Origin of the sequence: Cohnella pontilimi (assembly GCF_005049045.1) — a bacterium.
GTDB classification, from domain to species: domain Bacteria; phylum Bacillota; class Bacilli; order Paenibacillales; family Paenibacillaceae; genus Cohnella; species Cohnella pontilimi.
The window spans coordinates 624,290-636,744 of record NZ_SUPK01000001.1 but is presented as its reverse complement, the minus strand read 5'-3'; the positions used below and the strand labels follow the sequence as shown (position 1 = coordinate 636,744).

Genomic DNA, 12,455 nt, shown 5'->3' with positions numbered 1-12,455 from the left:
CGCCTCTTTGCCGTGTTTTGTCGGGGATTCGGGCGTTCCTTCTAGTTTTGTCGGGGGGCAGGAAAGCCCGTAACCGCCGTAGAATTGGTCATTCAAGCTTGAAGGGGGAGGAGACCCGCATGAGTTTGCAAGTCGAGCTGGAACAGCATCGCAATGTGCTGATTGTTCGTCTCAAAGGGGAATTGGATCACCACACCGCGGACATCGTCCGTTTCAAAATGGAGGATGCGATCCTGAGAGGCCGGTGCGAACACGTCGTGCTCAGCCTGAAAGATTTGCAGTTTATGGACAGCTCAGGGCTGGGCGTCATTTTGGGCCGATACAAGCTTGTGAAAAGCCGCGGAGGCAAAATGGTCGTCTGCGACGCGCAGGCGAGCGTGAAGAGGTTGCTAGAGTTATCCGGCTTGTTCAAAATTTTGTCGCTGCACGATTCCGAACGTTCGGCGATCGCCAGCCTGGAGGTCGTATCATGAGCGGACACAATTTCATGAAGCTGTCGTTTGCCGCCAAATCCGAAAATGAAAGCTTTGCGCGCGTCGCGGTTGCCGCGTTCGTCTCGCAGCTCGATCCGACGATGGAGCAGCTGGACGAAATCAAGACCGTCGTGTCCGAAGCCGTGACCAACTGTATTATTCATGGGTATGACAATCGTCCCGACGGCATAGTTAGTCTAGAGATGGAGATCGACGGGGACACGGTTTCTCTAACGATCAGCGATCAAGGACGCGGCATCGAAGATCTCGATTTGGCCCGCCAGCCGCTGTTCACGTCTCGACCGGAGCTGGAGCGCTCCGGCATGGGGTTCACGATCATGGAAAATTTCATGGACGAATTCGAGGCGGCTAGCGTTCCCGGAGGCGGAACAAAGCTCGTCATGAAGAAACGGATCGAGTCCAAAAAAGCGCTTTTTAACTAAATCACCGTGCGGCAGGGGTTGGAGGCATGGAATGGGAATGGAAACGTTCGTCGTCGCCGCCGGCATTTCTGGATGACACGGAGGTCAAACGGCTGATTGCGCTCAGCCAATCCGGCGACACGACGGCGCGCGATACGTTGGTCAACAGTAACATCCGGCTTGTATGGTCGGTGGTGCAGCGCTTCGCGAACCGCGGCTACGACAGCGACGATCTGTTCCAGATCGGCTGTATCGGGCTGCTGAAATCGGTAGATAAATTTGATCTGTCGTACGACGTCAAATTTTCCACCTACGCGGTTCCGATGATTATCGGGGAGATCCAGCGGTTTCTACGGGACGACGGGACTTTGAAGGTGAGCCGGTCTTTGAAGGAAATGGCGAATAAGGTGCGCAAAGTGAAAGATGAGCTGGCTAAGCGCTACGGCAGGGCGGCGACCATCGGAGAAATCGCCGACGAGCTCGGCGTCACGGCGGAAGAAATCGTCTTCGCGCAGGAGGCGAACAAGCCGCCAGCCTCGATTCACGAGACCGTGTTCGAGAACGACGGCGATCCGATCACGCTGATGGACCAAATTGCGGACGATTCGCAAGAGCGCTGGTTCGACAAGCTGGCGCTGACGGAAGCGATCCAATCGCTCTCCGACCGCGAGCGGCTGATCGTCTATCTTCGTTACTTCCGCGACCAGACGCAGTCCGAAGTGGCGAGCCGGCTCGGCATCTCTCAGGTTCAGGTAAGCCGGCTGGAAAAGAAAATTTTGCAGAACATCAAGGACCAGATTGCTCAGTAGCATGTGGGTGCCGCATTGGCGCCGGTGTTGCTCGCGAAGACACTTCGCGGCCGTTACAAATGGTGAGGTTGAAGCAGTTTTCCGGCCGGATGGAGATCGCGCCCACTCCATTCTTTCCCATTATGCCAAGGAACCGCTCTGCGCTTCTACCTTGGGAAGTCTGGCCGTTAGTAGACAAAGCGTATAATATTTTGGTACATTTAACCAAATATCGAAACAGTGTGAAGAACACGCCGTTTGCTCAAATCCGAGCAGGCGGCGTTTTTATTTTGTGCCTATAGGAGGCGTTTGTGATGTATGAATTGGAATTTGAAACCTTGCTTGCTCAGCAGAAAGCGTCCGCGAAAGGTCAGCGTTTGGAGATGCTGAACTAAGATAAGACGGGTGAGCAGAAGCTATTTTGTTCTGTGCTATTTCCGGTATTGCAGACAAACGAAGGTTTGGAAGTGGAACATGAGATGGTGAGTTTGTCCGGGGTTAGAATCTACGGTGATTACTTCTGGCGGGACTTTCGGTTGATCGTGGAAACGGATGGTTTCGCCGCGCATGCTGAAAACATGACGCGAGACCGCTTCTCTTTTGAAAGAATGAGGATCCGCACTTTTGCACTTTACGGTTATCGATATATGCCGTTCAGCTGGGACGAACTCGATAAGAAGCCTGAAATGTGCCGCCGAACACTCTACGAACTTCTAGGCAGATATTCAACCAATACTGGTGAGGACTTCATGGAACTGCTCGTGTATGAGCGGGAATTGCTTCGGTATGCGTTACGTTTAGGCCGCCCATTTCGGATGACGGATGTCTGTTATTGCTTGCAGTTAGGTCATATAGCAAGCAGAAGAGTCGTACGTTCGATGTTAAACAAGAAACTCATTGTTTCAACTGGACAGGGTACTCAACGGCTTCACGAATTTCAATTAACCGCGAAAGCGGCAGATTTATTACTGCTGTAGGAGATGGATAGTCATAACACTCAAAAGTATCGTTAGAGGCGAGTCGGTGGGGTGAACGGCGGCTCTAACACTCAAAAGTATCGTTAGAGGCGGTGTGGCGGGGTGAACGGCGGCTGTAACACTCGAAAGTATCGTAAGAGGCGGGGCGGTGGGGTGAACGGCGGCTCTAACACTCGAAAGTATCGTTAGAGGCTGTACGGTCGGGTGATCGACAGTTGTAACACTCAAAAGTATCGTTAGAGGCGGGGCGGTGGGGTGAACGGCGGCTGTAACACTCAAAAGTATCGTTAGAGGCGGAAACGTGGGTAATCGAGGTGACTACACCGCACCTCTCTGATTCATACTAACCGGAAAGGCGATCCAAGGGAGGGTGCACATGGAAACGCCCGTTGTGTATGTGAGATTGCGCCGCCGCGTACTGGCGAGACCGGAAACGGTCATAACACTCGGCCTTGTGGCGCGGCTCGTCACCGATACGCCGGAGTCCGAACAGCGGTTGAGCCGGCTGCCGCTTCATCGGATCGTTCCTCAGGACGGCAATATGATCGTGATCGACATGCTCCAGATCGTCAAGGCGGTGCGGGAAGAGCTGCCCCACACGACGGTGGAGACGTTCGGCGAGCCCCATGTGCTGGTCGAGGTGGCCCATCCGGATACGAGCAAGCCGCGTCCGCTCATGCTGGTGCTGGCATGGGTGCTGCTCTTTTTCGGATCGGGCATGGCGCTGATGAATTTTCACGCCGATGTGAACATGCCGCTCGTGCAAGAGCGGATTACCGAATTGATCACCGGAAAGCCGGACAGGCATCCGTGGCTTTTTCAGATTCCCTACTCCCTGGGTGTCGGGCTCGGCATGCTGCTTTTCTTCAACCGGCTGCTCCGTAAAAAAATGCCTGACGAACCGAACCCGCTCGAAGTGGAAATGTTCATGTATCAAGAAAATGTGAACCACTATATCATAACGGAGGAATATCGCAAAAAGCACGCGGAGGAGGAGGCGAGAAAAAGAGGTGGCTGACTGGCTGTCTCACATCCTGCTAGCGGTCGTGGGACTGTCGGGAGGCTTTGCCGTAGGCAGCGCGTTCGTCGCCCTTTTGATCGTTCTCGACCTGATCCCGAGGCTTGTTCAATTAACCAAAGCGCACCGTCGGTCCGTCTTGTTCGAAACGGCCATCATTTTCGGATCGATCTATTGGGGCTGTGCCGATATGTTCGATTGGGAATTCGCTTTACCCGCCGGCCTGCTGCTGCTTCCCGCCGTCTTTCAAGGCGTGTTTGTCGGCATGTTCGCCGCCGCGCTCACCGAGGTGCTGAACGTCATCCCGATTTTGGCCAAACGATTAAGGCTCAACCGCTACTTGTTTTCTTTGCTGATCTCGATGGTTCTAGGGAAAGTGGTCGGCTCGCTGATCGAATGGTTATGGTTCGAGAGGTGACACCGAGTGCAAATGATCGGGCATTTCCTCCATGTCTTCGCGCTGTTTATTTGGCTATACTCACTGTAAAATGTACAAATACGGATGGCGGTCCGAACGGGCAAATCCGAATAAATAGGCACAAAGGGGAAAAGCCGATGTTTTTACATGGTACGAGCCGAATCAACGCCGAAGGGCATCTGGAAATCGGAGGATGCGACGTTACCGAACTTGCGAAGGAATTCGGTACGCCGCTTTATATCGTTGACGAGGCGTTGGTACGCCAGCGTGCGCGCGAATTTATGGAAGCGTTCCGTAAAACGGGTCTGAGGCACCAAGTGGCCTACGCATCCAAAGCATTCTGCACGATGGCGATGTGCCGTCTGACGGAAGAGGAAGGGTTAAGCCTCGACGTCGTCTCCGACGGCGAATTGTATACGGCGCTGCAAGCCGGATTTCCTGCGGAGCGCATTCACTTCCATGGCAATAACAAGACGCCGGATGAAATCCTCATGGCGCTGGACGCCAATATCGGCTGCTTCGTGGTGGACAACTTCATCGAAATGCAGCTTCTAAACACCCTCGCGTCGGACAAGGGCAAGCGCGTGAACGTGCTGCTCCGGATCACGCCAGGTGTTGAAGCGCATACGCACGAATATATATCTACCGGACAGCAGGATTCGAAGTTCGGTTTTGACCTCGGGAACGGCACCGCATTCCGCGCGGTGGAGCAGGCTCTGGCCCAATCCAACTTGAAGCTGCTGGGCGTGCATTCCCATATCGGATCGCAAATTTTCGAAGTCGAAGGGTTCCGTATGGCGGTCGAAAAGGTGGCAGCATTCGCCATCGAAGTTCGTGCGAAGCTCGGCGAAACGTTCTCGGTCATCAACCTTGGCGGCGGATTTGGCATCCGTTATGTGGAAGGCGACACACCGCTGCCGGTCGGCACCTATGTGCAAGCTATCGCCGATGCGATGATCTCGACGTGCCTGGAAGCGGACTATCCGCTGCCGGAAATCTGGATCGAGCCGGGCCGCAGCATGGTGGGCGACGCCGGAACGACGCTGTATACGGTGGGCACAAGCAAGCATATTCCCGGCGTCCGCAAATATATCGCGGTCAACGGTGGTATGACCGACAATCCGCGTCCCGCACTTTACGGCTCCAAATACGAAGCCGTACTGGCGAACCGGGCGAATGAAGCCCCGACCGAAGTCGTATCGGTGGCGGGCAAAGCCTGCGAAAGCGGCGATATGCTCATTTGGGATTTGAACGTGCCGGAAGTACGCTCCGGGGATCTTCTCGCGGTATTCAGCACCGGCGCTTACAACTACGCCATGGCAAGCAACTATAACCGCATCCGCCGTCCAGCCGTCGTGTTCGTCAAGGACGGCAAAGCGGACCTCGTCGTCGCCCGGGAATCTTTCGACGACATCATCGGCAACGACATGATTCCGGAGCGTTTGCGCAAGCAGGCGGTTTCGAAGTAAAATGGCAGGAGAAAAGACGGGCGCAAGCCCGTTTTTACTTGGTGATTTTGAAAGGGGAGTGCCCATTCATGAGTAAAGAAGCGGTAATCAAAATGGAAGGCGGCCAGGAAATCAAGCTGGAGCTGTACGACAAGGACGCGCCGAACACGGTCGCCAACTTCGAGAAATTGGCCAATTCCGGCTTTTATGACGGGGTTGTGTTTCATCGCGTCATTCCGGGCTTCGTCGCCCAAGGCGGATGTCCTGTCGGAAACGGAACAGGCGGACCCGGGTACGAAATTAATTGTGAAATCAACCCGAACAAGCACGAGCGCGGCAGTCTCGCCATGGCTCACCGCGGTCCGAACACGGGCGGAAGCCAGTTCTACATTTGCTACGCGCCTCAACCGCATTTGGACGGCGTGCATACGGTATTCGGCAAAGTCATCTCCGGCATGGAGCATGTGGATGAGCTCCGCGGCCGCGACAAAATGGAGTCGATCCGCGTAAGCTGATCGCGAACAACCCGGCATCGGATGATATATCCGATGCCGGGTTTTCGTTAGCGGGAGAATGGCCTGACTTGCATTTTCCATGATCGGGTGGTACACTTTCAGACAAATCAGCTTACCTTCGGGGCGGGGCGCAATTCCCCACCGGCGGTGATCGGCAAGCGCGTACGATGAGGTTCGAAGCGCGGCCGTCAGTCCGTGACCCGGCTCTTCCTTCGTGGAAGATACGGTGGACCCGGTGCAACTCCGGGACCGACAGTAACAGTCTGGATGGGAGAAGGAAGCGCAGCACGGCCATGCCGTGTTCTTTTGCCGAGCTCTCGGTTTCGGGAATCGTGTTTGTGGGAACGGATGACAAAGTTCTTTTTTTCACAAACGCGCCCTCTGCCCGGGAACTGTGCAATCGAACCCGGTGTTAAGGTCTGTTTTAAGCTGTGTTTCAAGCCCCCGGGAAGCGGCCGGGGGCTTTTTTTATGTTACAAGCTCCCATGAAGGCACGGAGTCCCCAGAAAGTAATCGGAATGTGCAGCGAAGGATAACTCCACTTTTTGGGGTGAAGCAGGGAGAGGGACAGTTTGGAACTGCTGAACGACGAATTTTATATGCGATTGGCACTGGATTTGGCCCAAGGCGCGGCCGGCCAGACCGGCATCAATCCGGCGGTCGGGTGCGTAGTGGTCAAGGACGGGCGGATCGTCGGACTGGGCAGCCATTTAAAAAGAGGGGAAGCGCACGCCGAAATTCACGCGCTCAATATGGCCGGTGCCGAAGCGGCCGGTGCCACTGTGTACGTGACACTCGAGCCGTGCAGTCACCACGGACGTACGCCGCCGTGCTGCGATCGGCTCATTGCCGAAGGAGTTGCGCGCGTTGTAGTGGCCGCCGCCGATCCCAACCCGCAGGTGGCTGGGAAGGGGATCCAGCGTCTGAATGCCCACGGAATCGAGACGGAGGTCGGCCTGCTGGAAGACCGGTCTCACACTCTGAACGAAGCTTTCCGGAAATACATTGCCACCGGATTGCCTTTCGTCACGCTGAAAACCGCGCTGACACTCGACGGCCGAATCGCCGCGCGGGGCGGACACAGCCGCTGGATCACCGGCCCGCAGGCCAGGGAAGCGGTTCATACGCTCCGTCACCGCCATCAGGCGATCATGGTCGGCGTCGAAACGATACTTTCCGACGATCCGGAGTTGACCACGCGACTGCCCGTCCCCGCGCTTCATCCGGTTCGGCTGATTGTCGATTCGAGACTTCGCACGCCTATAGGGGCGCGCGTGCTGAACGAAGAAGCGCCGACGTGGATCTTGACGACCACCTCCGCTGATCCGGCGGCGGCCGAAAGTCTACGGAAAGCCGGCGCGGAACTCATCGTATGCGGCGAAGGTCCTCGGGTGGACCTGACCGAAGCCATGAAAGAGCTCGGCAGACGGGAAATCGGTTCGGTCCTGCTGGAGGGAGGCGGCGTTTTGAACGGCGCCATGCTTCAGACCGGATTGGTCGATAAGCTGATGTTGTTTTACGCGGCGAAGATTGTGGGATCCGAAGAAGCGCCGCCCGCGTTTGCCTTCAGAGGTCCGGATCGGATGACGGACGCCTGGCCGCTCAAGGGTGTCTCCATCGAGCATTACGGCGATGATTGGTGCGTCACCGGTTACCCGGCAAGCTTGGGGCAGCCGCCGGATGGAGGGGGATGACGGCATGTTTACCGGATTGATCGAAGAAATCGGAACGCTCCGCAGCGTGCAAAGGCGCGGCGAAGCGATGGTTCTGCAAGTGGCGGCGAGCAAAGTTTTGGAGGATGTCAAGCTGGGGGACAGCATATCGGTGAACGGCGTGTGTCTCACCGTAATCTCTTTCGACGGGAGCACCTTCTCTGTAGATGTGATGCCGGAAACGTACCGCCTCACGACTCTCCGGGATTTGTCTCCGGGAAGCCCGGTAAATCTGGAACGCGCGATGATGGCCGGCGGGCGGTTCGGCGGGCATATCGTGCAGGGCCACGTGGACGGCACAGGTACCATCCGTTCGCGCTCGTCGCAAGCGAATGCCGTCGTGTTCGCGATCGAACCCCATAGGGAGGAGATTTTGCGGCCGATCGTTCCCCAAGGCTCGATCACGCTGGATGGAATCAGCCTGACGGTAGTCGATGTAAATTACGATGCTGGATATTTTTCCGTCTCCATCATTCCGCATACGCTGCGGGAAACGGTGCTCCAATACAAAAATACCGGCGACACGCTGAATATTGAAAACGATATTCTCGGCAAATACGTGGACCATCTGCTCGGAATTCGGGAACGTTCGCCGGCCGGCAAGCGCGGCGGACTAACCGAAGCTGTGCTGCGGGAAAACGGGTTTATGCTTTAAACATAAGGGGGGACGCGGCATGGACCGTTATGCATTTGACGCGATAGAAGAAGCCATTTACGATCTGATGCGAGGCAAACCGATCGTCGTCGTCGACGACGAGGACCGCGAGAATGAAGGCGATTTGATCGCGCTCGCGGAGAAAGCGACGCCGGAAGTGATCAATTTCATGATCACCGAAGGACGGGGTCTCGTATGTGTGCCGTTAATGCCGGAACGTGCGGCTGAGCTGGATTTACCGCCGATGGTGAATCATAATACGGATTATCACGGCACCGCCTTTACGGTGTCCGTCGACCACGTGACGACGACGACCGGCATTTCCGCGCACGAGCGCGCGATGACCGTAAAAGCGTTGATCGATCCGCAATCCCGCCCATCGAGCTTCCGGAGACCGGGACATATTTTTCCGCTGATCGCCAAGAAAGGCGGAGTGCTCCGCAGAGCCGGCCACACGGAAGCGGCTGTGGATCTGGCCAGAATGTGCGGCTCGACTCCGGCGGCGGTCATTTGCGAAATCATCAAGGAAGACGGAACGATGGCAAGGCTGCCGGACTTGGTCGAATTTACGAAGAAGCATTCGTTGAAGCTGATCACGATCCAGGATTTAATCCGCTACCGCAACGAGAAAGAAAAGCTGGTCAAACGCGAAGTCGAAGTCCGCATGCCCACCGATTTCGGTGTTTTCCGGGCCATCGCCTATACGAACGAGGTCGACTCCAAAGAGCATGTCGCTTTCGTGAAAGGAACGATCGACGGTAAACAGCCCGTGCTCGTTCGCGTCCATTCGGAATGCCTGACCGGCGATGTGTTCCACTCCCACCGCTGCGACTGCGGACCGCAGCTGGAGGCGGCTTTGCGCCAAATCGAAGAGGCTGGAACCGGCGTTCTGTTGTACATGAGACAGGAAGGCCGCGGGATTGGGCTCCTCAACAAATTGCGCGCGTATCAGCTTCAAGAGCAGGGATTCGACACGGTCGAGGCGAATATGAAATTGGGTTTTGCTCCCGACCTGCGAGAATACGGCATCGGAGCGCAAATTCTCAAAGATGTCGGTGTGCGGCAAATGCGGCTGATGACGAACAATCCCCGCAAGATCAAAGGCTTGGAAGGCTACGGCTTGGAAGTGGTCGAGCGGGTTCCGATTCAAATGAAAGAGAACGAAGACAATACCCGCTATTTGCACACGAAAAAAGCGAAACTGGGACATATGCTGTCTTTTTCGGACGATCCCGATGAAGCCGGCGTGCTGGAACCGCTTGAACAAAACGAACAACCTGAATTGCAGCCGAAGAGAGGATGAAGGACATGGCAGTCGTATACGAAGGAAATTTGGTCTCGAAAGGATTAAAATACGGGATCGTGGTCGGCAGGTTCAACGAGTTTATTACGTCCAAACTGCTGGGCGGCGCGATGGATGCGTTGAAACGTCATGGCGCGGGAGACGAGGACGTGGATATCGCCTGGGTGCCCGGCGCTTTCGAAATCCCGCTCATCGCACAAAAGATGGCGGAAAGCGGTAAATATGACGCGGTCATTACGCTCGGTGCGGTCATCCGCGGTTCCACTCCGCATTTCGATTACGTTTGCAACGAAGCGGCTAAAGGCGTGGCGGCCATCGCGCTGAAAACCGGCGTACCGACCATTTTTGGCGTGCTTACGACGGACAGCATCGAGCAAGCCGTGGAACGTGCGGGTACGAAAGCCGGCAACAAAGGCTGGGACGCCGCATCATCCGCCATCGAAATGGCGAATTTGACGCGAGCTTTGAAAGCTTAACTCGTTCTAAGGGAGAGACGCCGGCGTGACGGTGCTTTATAAGCTGGAGACGTTCGAGGGCCCGCTGGACTTGCTTCTCCATTTAATCGATAAAGCCGAGATCGATATTCAAGATATCTCGATCAATGAAATTACCGATCAATACATCGAGTACCTGGACGCCATGCAGGAGCTCGAGCTCGACATCACGAGCGAGTTTCTCGTCATGGCGGCCACGCTGCTCTCTATGAAAAGCCGCATGCTGCTTCCGAAGCCTCCCGTGACGGACGAGCCATGGCTGACGGCCGACGAAGACGGGGATCTCGATCCCCGCGAAGAACTGATCCGCAAGCTGATCGAATACCGGAAAATCAAATCGGTTGCCGGCCAGCTGCGGGAGCGCGAGTGGGAGCGCAGTCAGGTGTTTACGCGGGAAGCGGCGGATTTGACCCCTTTCCGGCCGGACATCCCGTCGAATCCGGTGGAAGGCTTGCACGTGGACGACCTCGTCCGCGCGTTTCGCAAAGCGATGCGCAGGCTGGAAGGACGCAACCGGATCGCTTCCATTCATCGGGACGAAATCTCCGTGAAGGACCGGATCAACGACATCATTCTCACCCTGAAAAAAAACGGTGTCGGCGGAAGAATGCTGTTCTCCCAAATGATCGGGGGCGGCTTGGACCGGCAGGAGATCGTGGTTACGTTCCTTGCGCTGCTGGAACTGATGAAGAGGCATTGGATTTCTTGTCATCAAAATCAATTGTTCGACGATATCGTGGTCACTTGGACGGGAAAGGAGGGGGAAGATGGATTATTCGACGTTGAAATCGGTTCTTGAAGGACTGCTGTTCGTATCCGGAGAAGATGGGCTGAATATCAAAACGCTCGCCGAAGTGGTCGAAATGGACGCCGATGTCGTGCACAGCGTGATGGAAGATCTGCGGCAGGATCTCGTCCGCGACGGCAGGGGACTTCGAATCGCCGAAGTGGCCGGCGGATTCCGGCTGACGACGGCGCCCGAACATGCGCCGTTTTTCGAGAAACTCGCGTATTCGCCTTCTCGCTCTTCCTTATCTCAAGCGGCTTTGGAGACATTGTCGATTGTCGCTTACCGGCAGCCGATCACCCGGGTGGAGATCGAGGAAATTCGCGGCGTGAAAGCGGATCGGGCCATTCAATCGCTGGTGGCCAAAGATTTGATTGAAGAGGTAGGACGCGCTGAAGCATTGGGACGCCCGATTCTATATGGCACAACGAAATCGTTCCTGGACTATTTCGGACTGTCCGGGCTCGAACAATTGCCGGATCCGGTCGTGGCGGACGGCGATGACGAACTCGAGGAGCGCACGAAAATGCTGTTCGAGCGCATCGAAGGACGCCAGCTGTCGCTGGAAGATATGCAGCGAGAGCTGGAAGCGAACTGAAGCGATGCCAGCCGAATGAAGCATTCCCAAAAGGCCATACTATCCCCGAGGAAAGGCGGGGTTGGTATGGCCTTTTGGCGGTTTGGCACAGGATTGGCCTTTTGGCTGATTGTGTTGGCGGCGGCGATCGTCGCTTTGATTGTTGCGGCATGGGTGTCCCGCATCCGGATTCGCGTCCGCTATTCCCGCAGCGGAAATAATGATCAGCTCGTCGTCATCGTCCGGGCGTTGTACGGCGCAGCCGGGTTTCAAGCCGAGATCCCGGCGATCATGCTCCAGAGCTGGAATTTGATTTACCGGCAGGAGTTGGAGGCCACGATCGGAAACCGGCTCGTTACGCGCAAGGTCCGATGGAAAGTTGGCGGCGGGGCTGGCCGTCTGCTAAAGCTGTACCGGGATAATCGGCAAGTACGAATATGGCTGCTGGACACCTTGAAAAAAGTGGACTGCACCCGATTTCGGCTCGATTTCCGCGTCGGAACCGGGGATGCCGCCTCCACGGCCGTGGTCAGCGGCTTGTTATGGACCGTATACGGCGCAGCTATCGCGATTGCCGGACGGTTCATGAGGCTGAAGGCGCATCCTCACGGAGCGGTGGCTCCCGTTTACGACGGGCAGGAGTTTTCGGTCGTTTGCGAAACGGATATGGAGCTTCGCTTAGGAACGGCCCTGTTATCTCTAATGAAATTAGGCACCAAGGCGATCCGCATGGGACGGACGATTAACTACTGGAGGCGCAGCTTGGCCGGGCCCTGAGGCTTTATTTATAAAAGACCGGGTCCGGGCGCATGCTAAGAAATGCTTGAGAACACGTAAAATTCACGATTCCAGACAAAGGAGGAACATC

General features: G+C 55.9%; 15 protein-coding genes and 1 riboswitch. All 15 genes read left to right on the top strand.

The features are described 5' to 3' along the window. Positions 1 to 119 precede the first annotated feature (119 nt). The 15 genes from spoIIAA (at position 120) to E5161_RS03130 (ending at position 12,364) form a co-directional block, all read left to right on the top strand. A complete protein-coding gene (gene spoIIAA / locus E5161_RS03200) occupies positions 120 to 473 on the top strand; it encodes an anti-sigma F factor antagonist (RefSeq protein ID WP_136776210.1) in 354 nt (117 codons plus the stop codon). Continuing rightward, the gene (gene spoIIAB / locus E5161_RS03195) at positions 470 to 916 is read left to right on the top strand and encodes an anti-sigma F factor (protein ID WP_136776209.1); all 447 of its coding nucleotides are present in this window, start codon (positions 470 to 472) and stop codon (positions 914 to 916) included. The genes spoIIAA and spoIIAB overlap by 4 nt, the downstream gene beginning before the upstream one ends. A 26-nt stretch (positions 917 to 942) precedes the next feature. Further along, a complete protein-coding gene (sigF, locus tag E5161_RS03190; protein WP_136776208.1) occupies positions 943 to 1,704 on the top strand; it encodes an RNA polymerase sporulation sigma factor SigF in 762 nt (253 codons plus the stop codon). Positions 1,705 to 2,150: 446 nt separating this feature from the next. Further along, positions 2,151 to 2,660 carry a hypothetical protein gene (locus tag E5161_RS03185; protein ID WP_136776207.1) on the top strand — a complete coding sequence of 170 codons (510 nt, stop codon included), beginning with the start codon at positions 2,151 to 2,153 and terminating at the stop codon, positions 2,658 to 2,660. Between the two features lie 376 nt (positions 2,661 to 3,036). Then, positions 3,037 to 3,678 (top strand): stage V sporulation protein AA, encoded by a 642-nt coding sequence (locus tag E5161_RS03180; protein WP_136776206.1) that lies wholly within the window; start codon positions 3,037 to 3,039, stop codon positions 3,676 to 3,678. After that, entirely contained in the window at positions 3,671 to 4,096 is a 426-nt protein-coding gene (locus E5161_RS03175; RefSeq protein WP_136776205.1) for a stage V sporulation protein AB, read from the top strand. The genes E5161_RS03180 and E5161_RS03175 overlap by 8 nt, the downstream gene beginning before the upstream one ends. A gap of 137 nt (positions 4,097 to 4,233) precedes the next feature. Further along, positions 4,234 to 5,565: a diaminopimelate decarboxylase gene (lysA, locus tag E5161_RS03170; RefSeq protein WP_136776204.1), complete on the top strand. Its 1,332-nt coding sequence runs from the start codon at positions 4,234 to 4,236 to the stop codon at positions 5,563 to 5,565. A 68-nt stretch (positions 5,566 to 5,633) separates the two neighbouring features. Further along, on the top strand, positions 5,634 to 6,059 hold the full coding sequence (locus E5161_RS03165) for a peptidylprolyl isomerase (protein WP_136776203.1): 426 nt from the start codon (positions 5,634 to 5,636) through the stop codon (positions 6,057 to 6,059). A gap of 110 nt (positions 6,060 to 6,169) precedes the next feature. After that, a riboswitch (FMN riboswitch) is annotated at positions 6,170 to 6,342 on the top strand. A gap of 289 nt (positions 6,343 to 6,631) precedes the next feature. Then, on the top strand, positions 6,632 to 7,753 hold the full coding sequence (gene ribD, locus E5161_RS03160; RefSeq protein ID WP_246042074.1) for a bifunctional diaminohydroxyphosphoribosylaminopyrimidine deaminase/5-amino-6-(5-phosphoribosylamino)uracil reductase RibD: 1,122 nt from the start codon (positions 6,632 to 6,634) through the stop codon (positions 7,751 to 7,753). Positions 7,754 to 7,757: 4 nt separating this feature from the next. Next, positions 7,758 to 8,426, top strand: coding sequence for a riboflavin synthase (locus E5161_RS03155; protein ID WP_136776202.1), 669 nt, complete (start codon positions 7,758 to 7,760; stop codon positions 8,424 to 8,426). Positions 8,427 to 8,445: 19 nt separating this feature from the next. Beyond that, complete coding sequence (locus E5161_RS03150; RefSeq protein WP_136776201.1) at positions 8,446 to 9,729, top strand: bifunctional 3,4-dihydroxy-2-butanone-4-phosphate synthase/GTP cyclohydrolase II; 1,284 nt, start codon at positions 8,446 to 8,448, stop codon at positions 9,727 to 9,729. Positions 9,730 to 9,734: 5 nt separating this feature from the next. After that, complete coding sequence (gene ribH, locus E5161_RS03145) at positions 9,735 to 10,205, top strand: 6,7-dimethyl-8-ribityllumazine synthase (protein ID WP_136776200.1); 471 nt, start codon at positions 9,735 to 9,737, stop codon at positions 10,203 to 10,205. 25 nt (positions 10,206 to 10,230) lie between these two features. Next, entirely contained in the window at positions 10,231 to 11,022 is a 792-nt protein-coding gene (locus tag E5161_RS03140) for a segregation and condensation protein A (protein ID WP_136776199.1), read from the top strand. Continuing rightward, complete coding sequence (gene scpB / locus E5161_RS03135) at positions 10,991 to 11,608, top strand: SMC-Scp complex subunit ScpB (protein WP_136776198.1); 618 nt, start codon at positions 10,991 to 10,993, stop codon at positions 11,606 to 11,608. Before E5161_RS03140 ends, scpB begins: the two co-directional genes overlap by 32 nt. A gap of 66 nt (positions 11,609 to 11,674) precedes the next feature. After that, positions 11,675 to 12,364, top strand: a complete 690-nt coding sequence (locus E5161_RS03130; protein ID WP_169306563.1) for a DUF2953 domain-containing protein — start codon at positions 11,675 to 11,677, stop codon at positions 12,362 to 12,364. The last annotated feature ends 91 nt before the right edge of the window (positions 12,365 to 12,455 follow it).

Coding starts and splice junctions, on each gene's coding strand:
- spoIIAA (WP_136776210.1), top strand. CDS start 120: ATGAGTTTGCAAGTCGAGCTGGAACAGCATCGCAATGTGCTGATTGTT.
- spoIIAB (WP_136776209.1), top strand. CDS start 470: ATGAGCGGACACAATTTCATGAAGCTGTCGTTTGCCGCCAAATCCGAA.
- sigF (WP_136776208.1), top strand. CDS start 943: ATGGAATGGGAATGGAAACGTTCGTCGTCGCCGCCGGCATTTCTGGAT.
- E5161_RS03180 (WP_136776206.1), top strand. CDS start 3,037: ATGGAAACGCCCGTTGTGTATGTGAGATTGCGCCGCCGCGTACTGGCG.
- lysA (WP_136776204.1), top strand. CDS start 4,234: ATGTTTTTACATGGTACGAGCCGAATCAACGCCGAAGGGCATCTGGAA.
- E5161_RS03165 (WP_136776203.1), top strand. CDS start 5,634: ATGAGTAAAGAAGCGGTAATCAAAATGGAAGGCGGCCAGGAAATCAAG.
- E5161_RS03155 (WP_136776202.1), top strand. CDS start 7,758: ATGTTTACCGGATTGATCGAAGAAATCGGAACGCTCCGCAGCGTGCAA.
- E5161_RS03150 (WP_136776201.1), top strand. CDS start 8,446: ATGGACCGTTATGCATTTGACGCGATAGAAGAAGCCATTTACGATCTG.
- ribH (WP_136776200.1), top strand. CDS start 9,735: ATGGCAGTCGTATACGAAGGAAATTTGGTCTCGAAAGGATTAAAATAC.
- scpB (WP_136776198.1), top strand. CDS start 10,991: ATGGATTATTCGACGTTGAAATCGGTTCTTGAAGGACTGCTGTTCGTA.
- E5161_RS03130 (WP_169306563.1), top strand. CDS start 11,675: ATGGCCTTTTGGCGGTTTGGCACAGGATTGGCCTTTTGGCTGATTGTG.